The sequence below is a fragment of the Streptomyces lincolnensis genome, from assembly GCF_001685355.1.
GTDB lineage: Bacteria > Actinomycetota > Actinomycetes > Streptomycetales > Streptomycetaceae > Streptomyces > Streptomyces lincolnensis.
Genome location: NZ_CP016438.1, coordinates 6,805,178 through 6,818,123, shown reverse-complemented (window position 1 = coordinate 6,818,123; position 12,946 = coordinate 6,805,178). Strand labels below are relative to the sequence as shown.

The following is a 12,946-nucleotide window of genomic DNA, read 5'->3' as shown; positions in this document are numbered from 1 at the left end:
CTAGAACGGCGGCTCGTTGCCCGCAGCGGGAGCACCGGCCGATGCGGGCGCACCCCATCCGCCGGAGGCGGGGGCGGAGGTGTTCCACGCGTCGTTGGCCGGGCCGGAGGCGGCGCCGTTGCGCTGGACGCGTTCGACCTTGGCCGTGGCGAACAGGAGCGAGGGGCCGATGTCGTCCACTTCCAGACCGAGCATCGAGCGGTTCTCCCCCTGCTCGTTCTGCCAGTTGTGCTGACGCAGACGGCCGGTGACGACCACACGCATGCCCTTGGTCAGGCTGTCGGCGATGTGCTGGGCGAGGTCGCGCCAAGCGGTGCAGCGAAGGAACATCGCGGTGCCGTCCTGCCACTGGCCGGAGGTCTTGTCGTAGCGGCGCGGGGTGGAGGCGACGGAGAACTTGACCAGCGCAGCCCCGGCAGGGGTGAAGCGCAGTTCGGGGTCGGCGGCGAGGTTGCCGACGACGGTGATGGGGGTCTCTCCCACGGACATGGGATCACTCACTTTCGGGACAGGGCCGTCAGGCCGCATCGAGGGTGGGTTGCTGCCACGTGGGCAGCGCGCTGAGGACGCGGGTGCGCCAGCGCAGCGCGTAGGGCAGGCAGTTGGCGCAGTTCTTGTGCGTGTGGCCAGGCAGGGGCGGACGGTGGCGGGCGTGGGAGCTCCACGCGGCGGAGTCCGCGGAGGCCAACAGGTGGCCAACGCGTTCCAGGCCGAGAGTTTTGAAGCCGAAGCCGTGCAGCTTGAAGCCGTGAGCGGCCATCGCGGTGACGATCGCGGCGCCTTCCCGACTGGACTGCAATCGGCACACCGACCCCAGCCCCACGACCGGTTCGGCCCGCAGGTCGACGCCTGCGTTCTCGTACAGCTCCACGCACCGCTCGTAGTCCGGCACGCGGCGACCTTGAATGACCGGGGCGATGCGCAGGTCAGGTGCGAGGGAGCGCAGTTCGAGGAAGTTCTCGACTGTGCGGCGCTGGTGTTCGCCGACGCTGAGGTGGGTGCCGACGAAGTACTGTCCGCCGAACCAGCCGCCGTTGATGATGGCGTCCTCGCACATCCAGTCCTGCGGGGCTGCCCAGTCGTAGGGGCCGACGTGCTCCCAGATGCGGCGCAAGTCCTGAACGTACTGGCGTGGCGGGCGGGTCCAGGTGCCGTTGTCCTTGAGTTCCATGAAGCCGCCGGAGTCGACGGCGTAGGGGCCGCGGGCTTCGTCCCACTTGATGGCGCGGTCCCAGTGCTCGGACTTGAGGAACAGGGGCACGTCGGTCAGGCGGAGCCAGTGCCGCTTGTGGGTGGTGAGGTAGAACCTCACTGCTCCCCCTGTGGCAACGGGATCTCCGAAGGGGAGGTGAGCCGCCGGGCGACAGCGTGCAGCTTGGCGTCCAGGACGGCGGCCGGAGCGGTGGTGAAGGAGTGCAGGGCGACGGCGGCGGCGATGATGACGTCGCACAGTTCGTCGGCCACGTCCGCCGGGGTGTGGGTGGTGCCCTTGCGGGGGTTCTGGCCGGTCATGCCGATGTAGGCGGCGGACGCCTCGCCCGCCTCTTCGGTGACCTTCATCAGGCGCATCGCGGCCTCGTGTTCGGACGTGCCGCTGGCGGTGTCCAGGGCGGCGGCGATGCGGACCGTGACGGGCCACAGGACGGCGCTCATGCGGCGCCCTCCTGCTGCCCGTGGGGGCCGATGCGGCGCCGGTCCGGGAAGGCCACGACGGCGGCCAGCGGACCACCGGATCCGGTCTGCTGCGGTTCCGGCAGGGGCTGACCGGGGGGCGGCGAGGGCTGGAAGGCGGCGCAGGCGTCGGTGACGGCTTGGGCGCGGCGGCGGGCGGTGTGGTGTCCGGCCAGGCAGACGGCTCCGGCGAGGGCGCCGGGGCCGATGAGCACGGCGGCGGCTATCGCGTCGGGGTTCACGGGGTCTCCGTTCGGTTCAGGGTGGTGATCAGGTTGGGCAGGGTGGTGCCGAGCGCGGCGAGGCGGTGTTCGATGGCCTGCCAGGAGGTGGGGTCGATGCTGAGCAGGGCGTGGACGGCGGCGGGGGCGTCGCCGCGGGCGGCGGCTTCCAGCGCGGCGCGTACCTCGCCCGCCGCCATGAGCGTGATCGGGGCGGTCATCGCGGGCGGTCTCCTCACGGGTTGGGCAGGGCGTTGATGAGGGCGGCCATGAGCTGGTCGACAGTGCCGGCGGCGCCGGTGGAGGCGAGGTAGAAGCCGAACATCGCGGCCACGAACGCGGATCCGAAGCCGAGGGTCTTCGAGCGCAGCAGCATGAACAGCACGAAGCCGAAGAGCAGGGCGAGGGAGATGGTCACGGCCATGCCGCGAACCTCCTTGCGAGGGTGGGGTGTTGGGTGGTGGGGTCAGTCGCTGGTTCCGGCGCGGTAGATGCGGGCCCAGCGGTTGTAGAGCCAGCGGCCGACGCGGATGCGCTTACCGGTGGCCTTGCAGCGGCGGCAGTCCTTGCCGCGCTTGAGCCGTCCCTTGCGGTCGGTCTTCATCGCGTGGCCCATGCCAGAGCACTTGCGGCAGTCGCCGAACGGCGAGGCCGCACACAGCCCGACATAACCGAGAGTGATGGCTAGCAGGCAGGCGCTAGCGAGGAGTACGGGGGTCATCAGGGGGCCCTCCGGGCGAGCTTTCAGGGGTTTCCGCAGGTGAGCCGCTAGACACTAGCGGCCTGATCAGACGGGATATGGGGCGCTAGCGGAGCCGCTAGACCTAGCGGGGTGTGGTGCTAGGTCTAGCGGCCACATCCACTCAGCCCGCGTCCCGCTTTCCGTCACGCTCCGCAATCACGGAGGCGATGCGGGCGCGTTCGATGCCGCGCCGGTTGGCGCCCTTGCCGGACTCCGTCTTGCCCCACACCTGGCCCGTGGTGACGCCGTGGGGCTTCAGAGCGGCGGCCAGTCCCTCGGCATCCCAGCCGTCGTAGATGTCCGGCCGCAGTTCGGCGAGCCGGGCCACGACGGTCTCGGACCACACCTTGGGCTCATCGGCCGGGACGACGGCGAGGATGTCGGCGAGTAGGTCGTAGCCGCTGGTGACCGGCTCGGGTGCCTCCCCGAGCGCGTGCCCGGACAGCAGTCCGGCCTTCTCGCGGGCCCTGCGGGCGCGGGCGGCGATGGCGTCCGCGCCGGGGGCGTCGACGTAGACGGAGGAGACGATGCGGGCGTCGGAGCCTTCACCGACGAAGTAGTGAATGCCCTTGTCACCCCAGGCGAACATGGTCGCCCGCACGCCGCGCTTGTACGCGGACGTGCCGAGCACCATGTCGTTCTCCAGCTGGCCCATGACCTTCAGGCACCAGCGGGCCGACGCGTTCGCGGAGATGCCCGTGGGCAGCGCCTTGGCGTCCGGGCGCTGCGTGGCCAGCACCAGCACGATCCCGCAGGCGGGGCCGCGCTTGACCAGGTCGGTGCCGATCTCCTCGAACTCCTTGCCGTGCTCGGGGTGCTCGAAGAGCACCTGGCACTCATCCACCCCCATCACGATCGGGTGCAGACCCAGGGAGCGCTTGTCGGCAAGAGCGCTGGTCACCTTCGACTCGGGGCAGATGTCCCGGGGCAGCGAGCGGATCACCTTGGTGCGGCGGCGCAGTTCCTCGCGCAGCGCCCGCCAGTCGTTGAGCGCGTACAGGATGGCTTCGTCGTCGTCCCCGGCGGCGTGCCGGTGGGAGACGGCGTTGCCGACCGGATCCAGGTCGCCGGTGCCCTTCATGTCGTAGGTGTGCAGCTCAGCGCGCGGATCCAGCGCCGCGATGAGCAGCAGCAGCCTGAGCAGGAAGGTTTTGCCCATGCGCGGGATGGCGCCGATGACGCCCGCGATGTACATCAGCGTGACCTCGATCCAGCGTCCGCGCTGGTCGGTGCCGTAGGCGACGGGCTTGAACAGGTCCACCGACCCGGACTTGAGCAGCGGCCAGGCGGGCTTCTTGGCCTTGTTCATGTCCTGGTCGCCCACCCACAGCACCAGGTGCCCGGTGTGCTCATCCGGCACCGCCTCGGGCCACACACAGCCCAGCGGGCGGCGAAGACCCGAGGCGAGCCGGTCGCGGCGCTCGATGACGTCGGTCACGGTGACGCCGTAGGGGAGGTTGCCCTGCGCCCGCCAGCCGGGGCCGTCGCGGGTGATCGGGGCGGTGAACTCGAACCCGTCCCGGCCCTTGGACTGCGCCTGGTTGATCGCCGGGATGCCGAGCGCCCCGAGCGCACGCAGCACGATGTCACTGGTCAGCTTGGTGGCCTTGGGCAACTCCACCGCCCGGTGGATGACCGGGTCGTCCGCCTGGCCGCCGGCGAAGCCGAGCGCCATCACCACCGCGCTCACCGACACCGCCATCAGCCAGGCCGGGGCCAGCACATAGATGGCCAGCGCCGTGCCGAGACCGACGAACAGCGCCAGCACCGACACCAGCGTGCGCAGCCGGACCCGGCCATCACGCTGCCGCGACAGCTTCAGATACTCCGCCGCGTCCTCACGGCGCACAGCGGCCAGGCGGACCGGCTCGCCCTCGCGGTCGGCCACCCACCGCATCGTGCCGCCCACGAACTTCGCGGCCCCGGACGGCGCTTGCAAGGTGAGGCGGGCGGCGTAGACCGGGGTGCGCAGCGCGTGGTAGCCGACCGAGTGGGCGTAGTGGCGGGCCACCCACGCCGTGGCCGTCTTCAGCTCCGCCGTCGACCGCAGCCAGACGGGAACGACCGCCCGGCGCCTGGCGCCCGCGAGCCGACCGAGATAACCCGGACCGGCCGCCTTGACGCCCGACTGGTCGACCGTCACAGGGGCGTCCGGGTCGGCCGACTCCTCAGCCGACCGATCGGACGCGGAGTCGGCCGACCGGTCGGCACCGGGTCGGGCGGCCGGGTCGGGCGACTCGGCACGGGCCGACCGCGCCTTGTCGAGATCGACCACCTCACCCCCGGACGGGGCGTCGGAGTCGGCGGCCATCTCGGCTTCCAGACGGTTGAAGAGTTCGTTGTCGTCGTCGGGGTGCTTCACTGAAGGCCCTTCCACTTTCGGGTGTGAGGGAGAGCGGGCCCGGCCGACGCTGTAGGAGGTTGGCGGCCGGGCCCGTGAACAGATGATGAGCGCCCTACCGGGCGGTAAGGGGTACAGCCCGTACCCCCTTGGAACGGGGTACAACCTGTACCTCTTGGACGGGGTACAGCCCGTACCCCTTGAGTGATCAAGCCATCAGACGCAGGCGAGATCAGAGATCGAACAGTCCGGGCGCGTCCTCGACAGGCGCTACCTTGCGGGCCTGGCGGACGGCGGCGGCCTGGCACTCCGGGCACCACGCGAGCAGCTCCCCCACCGGCAGCGCCACGGCCGTGGCGGGCGGGGTGAGCGGGTCGGCGGGCGCGGCCATCAGCCGCACGCGGTGACCGTGCTTGCTGGTGTAGCCGTCGTGCTCGCGCGGGCAGCGTCCGCCGCCCTTGGAATGCGGGTTGCCGCACGCCCCGGTGCACTGGCAGCGATGGCCCGCCGCCTCCATCACCGGCCGCCAGACATCGACCGCGGCCAGGGGCTCGCTCATGCCGCCACCCCCACGACCGGAGCGTCGGTGCGGGCACCGGTGCGTCCGGCACGGCGTCCGGCGAGGGTGGCGAACAGCCGCCCCAGCCCGGCCCGGCGCAGTCCGGCGCGGGCCTGCTTGGCCGCGTACATCGCCTCATCGGCCCTGCGCAGCAGATCGGACAGGTCATCGGCGGGGAAGTCCGCGGCACGCACCCAGCCGAGCGAGACCGTGGTGCGCACTGCCGCCTCCTGGCCCTCGATGGGCCGGGCGAGCACGCCGTGCAGCATGGCGAGCAGGTCGGCGGCGGCGCCGTGAGTGTCGATGAGGACGGCGGCGAACTCATCGCCCCCGAGCCTCCCGGCGACCCCGGACGGGCCGACGTGGTGGGCGAGGCGGTCGGCGGTTGCCTTCAAGAGCGCGTCCCCGGCCGCGTGCCCGTGGGTGTCGTTGATGTGCTTGAACTTGTCGACGTCGGCCAGCACCACCACTGCGCGCGGGTCCTTGAGCAGGGTGGTGGCGCGGCGGGTGAAGCCGTCGCGGGTGCGCAGACCGGTGAGCGGGTCACGGCGGGCCGTGTTCAGGCAGCCGTGCAGCCACCGCACATGAACCGCCCAACCAGCGGCCAGCGGCAGCGCGGCCAACAGGACCGTGGCCAGGGTGCTCACGCGGCCACCTCCTCGCGGTCGTCGAGCGCCGGGGTGCCGGCGGGGTCGACGGGATGCAGGGCGCGGCCGTCGGCCCGCTCGGCAAGCAGGGCGTCACGCACCTGCCGGGCCGGGCCGGAACCGCAGTGCAGCGCCTTGCGCAGCGCCTCGCCGTTGATCTGGCTATCGGGCCAGTCGGCCGTGACCGTGCGGGCCTCGGCGAGCAGTTCGGCCGTGGTGCGCTGCGCCGCCTTGGCCTTGCCCGTCGTCGGCCGCTTGCGCGGCGGCTTCGGTGCCTCGCTCTTCGGCTTCTCCGCTGCCTGCTCCGGCTTCGCGCGGACCGGTACGTCGTCGCCTGCGGGGGCGAGTTCGCCCGTGCGCAGCAGCACGCGCTCACGCCGCGGGGTCTTCCACCGCCACTTCCAGCCGTACCGCTCGTGCAGGTCCGCACGGGCCAACAGCCGCTCCCGCTCGCAGGCGAGCGCCCGGTGGTAGGAGGTGACCTCCCACAGCGTCATCCGCCGCCACAGCGCGAACGTCGACACCGGGGCCAGGAACCAGCGCGAGAATCGGATCTTCTCCATGCGGCGACCAGTGGCCGCGCCGATGCGGACGGCGTAGATGTGCGCGCCGATCTCGGAGAACACCACCCACAGCAGCGGCATCGTGCCGTGCGCGACCTTGGCCCACAGATCCTGTCCGGCCGCGATGTTCAGCCCGCAGGTGACCAGGGTCAGCACCCAGGGCACTAACCGCACCCAGGCCAGCGCCATATCCATCCGGATCAGCAGCAGGTTGGCCACGGTGAACACCGGGATGGCCACGTCGATCCCGACCGGCAGCATCCACGGCTCACCGAACCCCCACCGCAGCGCGGCGGCGGAGACAGCGTCGAAGGAGGAGATCAGACCGAGCGCGCCGACTCCGGCCGCGGCGAGCGCGCCGACCCCGGCAAGGCCCAGCTCCGGCTTCGTCAGCGGCGGCACCGCCGGACGTTCGACGGTGGCCGTCGTGTCGGTGGCGGTCATGCCGCACCCCCCGCCGCGAGCAGGGCAGCGAGGATGAGCAGCGCGCCACCCGCACAGGTCAGGTCGACCGCGCGGCGCAGGCCGGTGAACTTGGCCACCGCGATACGGGACAGACCCGCGATGTCCGCGCTGAGGTCCTGGGACAACGTGGCGGTGATCTCCTCGGCGGTGAGCGTGGCCCACAGCGGGAATCCGTGCCGACCGCGCAGGTTCGGGCGCACCGACCGCAGCAACAGCCCGGCCGCCGCGATCAGCAGCGCCATACCGAGACCACCGGCTACGTACGCGGGGACGCTCGGCGGCATGTCCTTGGCGACCGTCCAGGATCCCGCCAGCACCGCGCCGACGAACGCGAGCAGAAGAGCGGTCTTGGTATCGGTCCGTGCGATCTCCGCCTTCACCTCCGCATGCGCGGCGGCAAGCAGGGTGCGGGTGTCCGGGGCGCTCATGCCGCCGCCCCCTTCCGGGAGGACCGGCCACGCCCGGCCGGGCGGACCAGCGGAACGACGTTGAACAGCTCCGGCGCGTACGCCTCGATCACCTCGGCGGCGATGCGGGCCACGTCGTCCGGGAGCTCCGGGTTCTCCGCGAGGATGTCGCGGGCGGCGTCCCTGCGGGCCGCGCGCTCTTCCTCGCTCTCGCCCTCCTCCCCGAGCCACAGCTCCGGCGGGGTACCAAGGGCCAGTTCGATGAAGTCGTCGATGGAGACAGCCTGATGGCCGCCGATGTAGGCACGCATGCAGCGCTCCTGGTGTCGAAGGGATAGGAGGTGCCGTGCGGTCGTGGCCTGGTGGTGAGAGGCGACCGTCCGGGATGTGCAACCCCATGCCGCGAGTGCGGCGGGGGTGGTGCCCCGGCCGGGAGTCGAACCCGGCCTTGCGACCATCGGGGCGGCGGTGTTGGGGTTCAGCGGCGGAGGCGGCCGGAGACGCTGTCAGCGGAAACGCTCAGGTGGTGGGCGCCGGAAAGCCGGACGTCGCCGGAGACGCTGTGCGCGCTGACACGCCCGGAGGCGGCGTCGGTGGCCTGCAACTCGATGTCCCCCGAGGTGGTGTTCAGGGTGGCGGCGCTGCCGTCGTACAGGCGCACCTCGATGTCGCCGGAGACCGCGTGCGCGGTGATCCGCTCGGTGATGCGGCCGACGTTGATGTCGCCGGAGGTGGTGTTTGCGGTGAGCTGCCGGACGCCGTCGGCGTCCAGGTCGCCGGAGACGGAGCGGAACTCCATCCGATCGATGTAGCCGAACACCTCGGCGTCGGCGGACGTGCCGACGAGTCCGAAGGACGATCCGGCGGGCAGGCAGACGACGACTTCAATGGGGCTGACGGTCGACATGTTGCCCCTGCCGCCGGAGACCACACGGCCGTTGATGCGGACCGTGCCGCCGACGACGTTCACGCTGCCGACACTGTGCATCACCGTCGTGCCGCGGTTGCCTCGCACGATCACGCCGTCCGGCATGTCCGGCACCTCAATGCCGAGCACCTGCCCGTTCTGCTCACCGCGGGTCCGGTTGACCGCGTCGGCCGCGGGCCCCGTGCTGTCGTCGGTGCGCAGCGTCACGCGGGCGGTCGTGAGGTTGTTGAGCACCTGTACGCGGACACTGCCCACTGGCAGCGACAGTCCCAGCACGATCGGGCCGGACGTCGCGGAGACAAAGGTGCGCTCGGTCATGGTCGAACTCCAGGAAGGCGAAGAGACAGAGAGTGGGCGGGGCGACCTCAGTCGTGATGTGGTGAGAGGCGGTCGCCCCGCAGGCCCACACGCCGCGTATGCGGCGGGGCAGCGCCCCGACCGGGAGTCGAACCCGGCCTACGACCCTCGGGGCGATCGTGTTCAACAGTGGATGACGGGCCCTCAAGAGACGAGGGGACGGTCAGGCGTAGAGGTGGCGGGCACCGACCTCGCGCAGGGCGGTGTGCGCCTTGCGGGCCCGCAGCCCCGCCGCCGACAGGTCCTGGGGGGCCGCGTCGCCCAGGGCGAATGCGGCGTCGACCGCTTCCTGAGCCACAGCGATCAGGTCGGCGTCCCGCGTGACCATGTGGAGCGTGTCCATCGCGCTGGTGACGGCGGAGCGGGCCGCGTAGCGGGCCTGCCGCGTCTCCGGGGTGTCGCCTAGGCCCTCGCGGCGGGCCTCGATCTTCAGGTACTGCTGTTCACGGTGGCGGACCACCGCAGCGAGTAAGGCCGGTATTGCGTCGGCGAGCGCCTGCCGGCGCCGCTCAGCAAGCGCGGTGCGAGCGGTGCGGGTGCTGGTCAGGTACTGCATGAGACCGGCAACAACGGCTCCGGCAAGCGTACCCAGCACGGCAATCAGCGTGGTGATCAATGCGAACTCCCAAGAGGAGAGGGGATGTTCCGGCTCCCCCTCACCGCACCTACGAGAGATGCGGATCAGGCAACCGGCCGCAACTGTTGAGCTGCGGAAAGGTCGGGTGGCTCTGTGCTGCGCACGAGGCAGGACCCGTGCGCACCCGCCCTCTTGCTTGCGGAGGTGGGGCGGGCTTCCCTCAGGCACTCTGTTGAGTTCTCAAAGATCATTCGCATCCTTCGAGCCCGTTTCACGGAGCCCTCCGGGCGTTGTAGTACCTGTTTTACAGGTACTACAGGGGGTCCCGTCAAGTGCAGCGACGGAACCTCTTGGTCTTGCGCCGGAACTTCTTGGCGCACCATCAGAATCACCGCAGGTCAGGGGAGTTGGTCACCCCGCGCATGGACACCTCAGGGACTTCTAGCTACCGTCAAGAAGTCCCTAGACGTCCCACTGGGAGTGCAGATGTCCAACGAGCGTTTGCGGTCTGCCCTGTTGGCGAGCGGCATGACGGTTCAGAAGTTGGCCGATGAGATCGACGTGAACCCGAAGACCGTTGAGCGCTGGATCACTCAGGGCAAGGTGCCGTATCGGCGACACCAATACGCGACAGCCGCAGTGTTGAAGGTCGACGTCACGACACTCTGGGACGACAACAGGGCCGTCGAAAGCGCGACGGACCTGACGAAAGCCGAGATCGTTACCGTCTATCCGCATCGGCACAACGTGCCGCCGAACCTGTGGCGCGAGATGTACGCGCGGGCACAGAGGAACCTTGACGTTCTCGTCTACTCGGGACTCTTCCTGTCCGAGGACCCCCTGTTCCTGGATCTTTTGAAGAAGAAGGTGGACGGGACCACGCAAGCCCGAATCCTGCTCGGAGATCCGGACTGCGAAGCCGTCCGACAGCGAGGCATAGACGAGGGCCATCGCATCATGGACGGCAAGATCCGGAACGCGTTGGTGAACTATCGCCCCCTGCTACAGAGCCATCCCGAGGTCGGCATTCGACTCCACGCGACAACGCTCTACAACTCGATCTACCGGTCCGACGACGAGATGCTCGTCAACCCCCACGTGTACGGCATCGGCGCCTACATGGCGCCTGTCTTCCACCTGCGACGGCTGCCGGGCGGCGGCTTGTTCGACACGTACGCGAATAGCATCGAGCAGACCTGGGGAGGCGCTCGCCAGGTCACGGACCGCGATATCACAGGAGCTTGATCATGGGACGCATCGACTACCTTCACGACCCGGACGCCCCGCCAGCCAACTCGGTCGTGCCATCCGTCGTGGCGTTCGTGCAGAACGATGCGGGCCAAGTTCTGATGATCCAGCGGTCCGACAACGGCCGGTGGGCGCTGCCTGGAGGTGGACACGACGTAGGCGAGTCCATCAGTGACACGGTGGTACGCGAGGCGTGGGAAGAGACCGGCATCAAGGTGAAGGTCGTCGACATGTCTGGGATCTATACGGACCCCGGTCACGTAATGCAGTACGACGACGGAGAGATCCGCCAACAGTTCAGCATGTGCTTCCGCGCGCGCCCGGTGGGCGGAGAACTCCGCACGAGCGACGAAACGACACAGGTCCGCTGGATTGACCCAACGGACCTGTCGAAGTTGGACGTCCACCCCACCATGCGTCTCCGAATCGAACACGCCATGGACCGGACGCGCACAGCCCCCTACATCGGCTGACTCTTGGTTGCGGCAACACGTTCGAGCACGCGCGCCGTACTCGCGAGGATCTCCGGCTCAGCTCGGCGAATGAACGTGCCGATCAAGCTGTCCGGCCCGTAGCGTCCAGCGATCTCGTTGACCCGATCCACGGGGTTCGTCGGAATACCGTCCGGCGTCGTGTTCATGTCGCAGTAGCAGAGAGCATCGTTGAGGTGCGCGCCTTCACGAGGGAACTCACCCTCCAACTCCTCGCGCAAACCCCGCGCATCGGCTTCCATCCAGGCACAGGAGTGATGAGCCACCAGGTTCACGACCCGATCGTCCGCATGCGCAACGTCCCGGAGGTAACGAGCACCGTCCAGCGGGTGGAAACCAGTCTTGGCAAGGTCCGGTGAGTAACCGATGTCATGCAGAACCGCAGCCGCCTCCAACAGCTCTGCATCCTCGCCGACAATCGCAGCAATCGTGCGCGCCCGTTCGGCGACCCCCAACGAGTGCCTCCAGCGGCGTGGGAGCGGCCCAGCAAGCAACGATTCGGCGAGTGGGTAGGCCCACTCTGTCAGTCCCGTCAAGACGAGGAACTCTCCTCTCGATTCGGCAGGGCTCGCACGGTACGCACCTTGCCCTGCCCGCCTTCAGACAGCCATCCCGCAGCTTCCAGCTTCTCCAGCGCCTTGGTCACTGTCGGGCGTGAGGCGCCGAACCTCTCGCACAATGCGGAAGCGCTCGGGAAGGTTGCCCCTACTTCCAGACGGTCATCCGCGAAGACATCGGCAAGCCGCTCCGCCAGCGGCCGGCGGTCGGTCTGCTCCCCCTCCCTCACCACACGCCAGCGCCCGCCGGGCACCGGCTCGGCGACTCGATCCTTCTGGAGCACACCGAACGCCCGGAGGACGACGCCACGAGACACGCCGTGAACGTCCATGACCTCCGCAACCGTTGGCAGCTCTGCCATCTCCGGGTCCGCGTTGATCTGTGCCCTCAGCGCATCCGCGATCACCTGGAAGGTTCCCCGCGGGCTCGCCTGCTGCGACACTCGCTCTCCCTCTCTGTCCGGCCGTCATCGAAGTCAAGCCTCGCACGGTGCGTTTACGTCAGAGTGTCCCACGTGTCCGACTGTCCGGTTACAGCTCTGACCTGCACAAATGGGTGGGACAGCAGGATTTATCGGTGTCCCACCTGTCCAACTGCGAGCTACGGATTTGACGGCCCCTGACATCGAAGAGCTCCAAGTGAAGGACACACCTTGATGAGCTGTTCTGCAATGTAGTTGACGTCCTGCCTAATGTTTCTATAGTCGAGTCTCACGTATTGAAGCCTTGCCACACGCATCAATACCTCCGGGAGGCTTCCCTCATCCAGGCGTTCAACTCCTGACAGCAGTACGGGAATTACCGTTCGTTCATTTTTGAACGCTTCTTCGATCTCCCGCAATACCCAGTCTTGCCCAGAGGGGGAATCACTGACTTCTGGGTTAAATCTCGCCAGCCATCCCCTATCCACAATCGCGAGCAACACCTCACATTCAGCCACAGCTTCGAGGATGGACCGCGAGTAATCCGACCCCGGAGTTATTGACCTTGCAGCACGGAAGACCCGTTCTTCTCCGAAACGGCTTGCCAGCATTTCGTCAAGGAGGGCCGCAGCGTAAGCCCCACCCTCCTTGCGGTAGTTGATGAATATTTGAGCCACTTCATCCCACTTCGCACATGAACGATCCACTCACTCTTCCGTGAAGATCACGTCTTCCGATGCCGTGGTCCCC

The 12,946-nt window shown here is 68.9% G+C and carries 20 protein-coding genes; 2 read left to right on the top strand and 18 right to left on the bottom strand.

Going from position 1 to position 12,946, the window contains the following annotated elements; genetic code table 11:
- From SLINC_RS30550 to SLINC_RS30480, 15 genes are all read right to left on the bottom strand, one after another.
- Entirely contained in the window at positions 1-489 is a 489-nt protein-coding gene (locus SLINC_RS30550) for a single-stranded DNA-binding protein (protein ID WP_067439642.1), read from the bottom strand.
- A gap of 28 nt (positions 490-517) precedes the next feature.
- Entirely contained in the window at positions 518-1,312 is a 795-nt protein-coding gene (locus tag SLINC_RS30545) for a deazapurine DNA modification protein DpdA family protein (protein WP_067439638.1), read from the bottom strand.
- Positions 1,309-1,653 carry a MazG-like family protein gene (locus SLINC_RS30540; RefSeq protein WP_067439635.1) on the bottom strand — a complete coding sequence of 115 codons (345 nt, stop codon included), beginning with the start codon at positions 1,651-1,653 and terminating at the stop codon, positions 1,309-1,311. Before SLINC_RS30540 ends, SLINC_RS30545 begins: the two co-directional genes overlap by 4 nt.
- Complete coding sequence (locus tag SLINC_RS30535; protein WP_067439633.1) at positions 1,650-1,913, bottom strand: hypothetical protein; 264 nt, start codon at positions 1,911-1,913, stop codon at positions 1,650-1,652. Before SLINC_RS30535 ends, SLINC_RS30540 begins: the two co-directional genes overlap by 4 nt.
- Positions 1,910-2,113, bottom strand: a complete 204-nt coding sequence (locus SLINC_RS30530) for a hypothetical protein (RefSeq protein ID WP_067439630.1) — start codon at positions 2,111-2,113, stop codon at positions 1,910-1,912. The genes SLINC_RS30535 and SLINC_RS30530 overlap by 4 nt, the downstream gene beginning before the upstream one ends.
- A gap of 14 nt (positions 2,114-2,127) precedes the next feature.
- Positions 2,128-2,316: a hypothetical protein gene (locus SLINC_RS30525; protein WP_067439628.1), complete on the bottom strand. Its 189-nt coding sequence runs from the start codon at positions 2,314-2,316 to the stop codon at positions 2,128-2,130.
- 42 nt (positions 2,317-2,358) lie between these two features.
- Positions 2,359-2,613 (bottom strand): hypothetical protein, encoded by a 255-nt coding sequence (locus tag SLINC_RS30520; RefSeq protein WP_067439625.1) that lies wholly within the window; start codon positions 2,611-2,613, stop codon positions 2,359-2,361.
- A 142-nt stretch (positions 2,614-2,755) separates the two neighbouring features.
- On the bottom strand, positions 2,756-4,996 hold the full coding sequence (locus SLINC_RS30515) for a cell division protein FtsK (RefSeq protein WP_182449220.1): 2,241 nt from the start codon (positions 4,994-4,996) through the stop codon (positions 2,756-2,758).
- Between the two features lie 211 nt (positions 4,997-5,207).
- Positions 5,208-5,534, bottom strand: coding sequence for a hypothetical protein (locus tag SLINC_RS30510; protein WP_067439620.1), 327 nt, complete (start codon positions 5,532-5,534; stop codon positions 5,208-5,210).
- Complete coding sequence (locus tag SLINC_RS30505; protein WP_067439617.1) at positions 5,531-6,181, bottom strand: GGDEF domain-containing protein; 651 nt, start codon at positions 6,179-6,181, stop codon at positions 5,531-5,533. Before SLINC_RS30505 ends, SLINC_RS30510 begins: the two co-directional genes overlap by 4 nt.
- Complete coding sequence (locus SLINC_RS30500) at positions 6,178-7,188, bottom strand: DUF2637 domain-containing protein (RefSeq protein WP_067439612.1); 1,011 nt, start codon at positions 7,186-7,188, stop codon at positions 6,178-6,180. The genes SLINC_RS30505 and SLINC_RS30500 overlap by 4 nt, the downstream gene beginning before the upstream one ends.
- A complete protein-coding gene (locus SLINC_RS30495) occupies positions 7,185-7,637 on the bottom strand; it encodes a Pycsar system effector family protein (RefSeq protein WP_067439609.1) in 453 nt (150 codons plus the stop codon). The genes SLINC_RS30500 and SLINC_RS30495 overlap by 4 nt, the downstream gene beginning before the upstream one ends.
- The gene (locus tag SLINC_RS30490; RefSeq protein WP_067439607.1) at positions 7,634-7,927 is read right to left on the bottom strand and encodes a hypothetical protein; all 294 of its coding nucleotides are present in this window, start codon (positions 7,925-7,927) and stop codon (positions 7,634-7,636) included. The genes SLINC_RS30495 and SLINC_RS30490 overlap by 4 nt, the downstream gene beginning before the upstream one ends.
- Before the next feature lie 167 nt (positions 7,928-8,094).
- The gene (locus tag SLINC_RS30485) at positions 8,095-8,862 is read right to left on the bottom strand and encodes a DUF4097 family beta strand repeat-containing protein (protein WP_067439604.1); all 768 of its coding nucleotides are present in this window, start codon (positions 8,860-8,862) and stop codon (positions 8,095-8,097) included.
- A gap of 202 nt (positions 8,863-9,064) precedes the next feature.
- Complete coding sequence (locus SLINC_RS30480; RefSeq protein ID WP_152038985.1) at positions 9,065-9,496, bottom strand: hypothetical protein; 432 nt, start codon at positions 9,494-9,496, stop codon at positions 9,065-9,067.
- A 468-nt stretch (positions 9,497-9,964) separates the two neighbouring features.
- Between SLINC_RS30480 and SLINC_RS30475 the strand changes: the two genes are divergently transcribed.
- Entirely contained in the window at positions 9,965-10,723 is a 759-nt protein-coding gene (locus tag SLINC_RS30475) for a helix-turn-helix domain-containing protein (RefSeq protein WP_067439598.1), read from the top strand.
- A 2-nt stretch (positions 10,724-10,725) separates the two neighbouring features.
- Positions 10,726-11,199, top strand: a complete 474-nt coding sequence (locus SLINC_RS30470) for an NUDIX domain-containing protein (protein WP_067439596.1) — start codon at positions 10,726-10,728, stop codon at positions 11,197-11,199.
- Here SLINC_RS30470 and SLINC_RS30465 read toward each other — a convergent pair.
- The 3 genes from SLINC_RS30465 to SLINC_RS46370 all read right to left on the bottom strand — a co-directional run bounded on the left by SLINC_RS30465 (position 11,187) and on the right by SLINC_RS46370 (position 12,873).
- Positions 11,187-11,753, bottom strand: coding sequence for an HD domain-containing protein (locus SLINC_RS30465; RefSeq protein WP_067439594.1), 567 nt, complete (start codon positions 11,751-11,753; stop codon positions 11,187-11,189). The genes SLINC_RS30470 and SLINC_RS30465 overlap by 13 nt on opposite strands.
- Positions 11,750-12,217, bottom strand: coding sequence for a GntR family transcriptional regulator (locus tag SLINC_RS30460; RefSeq protein ID WP_067439591.1), 468 nt, complete (start codon positions 12,215-12,217; stop codon positions 11,750-11,752). Before SLINC_RS30460 ends, SLINC_RS30465 begins: the two co-directional genes overlap by 4 nt.
- 158 nt (positions 12,218-12,375) lie before the next feature.
- Positions 12,376-12,873 (bottom strand): toll/interleukin-1 receptor domain-containing protein, encoded by a 498-nt coding sequence (locus SLINC_RS46370; RefSeq protein WP_159425373.1) that lies wholly within the window; start codon positions 12,871-12,873, stop codon positions 12,376-12,378.
- Positions 12,874-12,946: the final 73 nt, after the last annotated feature.

Excerpts from the sequence above, each read along its gene's own strand:
- SLINC_RS30530 (WP_067439630.1), bottom strand. The coding sequence starts at position 2,113 with ATGACCGCCCCGATCACGCTCATGGCGGCGGGCGAGGTACGCGCCGCG.
- SLINC_RS30510 (WP_067439620.1), bottom strand. The coding sequence starts at position 5,534 with ATGAGCGAGCCCCTGGCCGCGGTCGATGTCTGGCGGCCGGTGATGGAG.
- SLINC_RS30525 (WP_067439628.1), bottom strand. The coding sequence starts at position 2,316 with ATGGCCGTGACCATCTCCCTCGCCCTGCTCTTCGGCTTCGTGCTGTTC.
- SLINC_RS30550 (WP_067439642.1), bottom strand. The coding sequence starts at position 489 with ATGTCCGTGGGAGAGACCCCCATCACCGTCGTCGGCAACCTCGCCGCC.
- SLINC_RS30520 (WP_067439625.1), bottom strand. The coding sequence starts at position 2,613 with ATGACCCCCGTACTCCTCGCTAGCGCCTGCCTGCTAGCCATCACTCTC.
- SLINC_RS30490 (WP_067439607.1), bottom strand. The coding sequence starts at position 7,927 with ATGCGTGCCTACATCGGCGGCCATCAGGCTGTCTCCATCGACGACTTC.
- SLINC_RS30500 (WP_067439612.1), bottom strand. The coding sequence starts at position 7,188 with ATGACCGCCACCGACACGACGGCCACCGTCGAACGTCCGGCGGTGCCG.
- SLINC_RS30540 (WP_067439635.1), bottom strand. The coding sequence starts at position 1,653 with ATGAGCGCCGTCCTGTGGCCCGTCACGGTCCGCATCGCCGCCGCCCTG.
- SLINC_RS30470 (WP_067439596.1), top strand. The coding sequence starts at position 10,726 with ATGGGACGCATCGACTACCTTCACGACCCGGACGCCCCGCCAGCCAAC.
- SLINC_RS30485 (WP_067439604.1), bottom strand. The coding sequence starts at position 8,862 with ATGACCGAGCGCACCTTTGTCTCCGCGACGTCCGGCCCGATCGTGCTG.
- SLINC_RS30475 (WP_067439598.1), top strand. The coding sequence starts at position 9,965 with ATGTCCAACGAGCGTTTGCGGTCTGCCCTGTTGGCGAGCGGCATGACG.
- SLINC_RS30495 (WP_067439609.1), bottom strand. The coding sequence starts at position 7,637 with ATGAGCGCCCCGGACACCCGCACCCTGCTTGCCGCCGCGCATGCGGAG.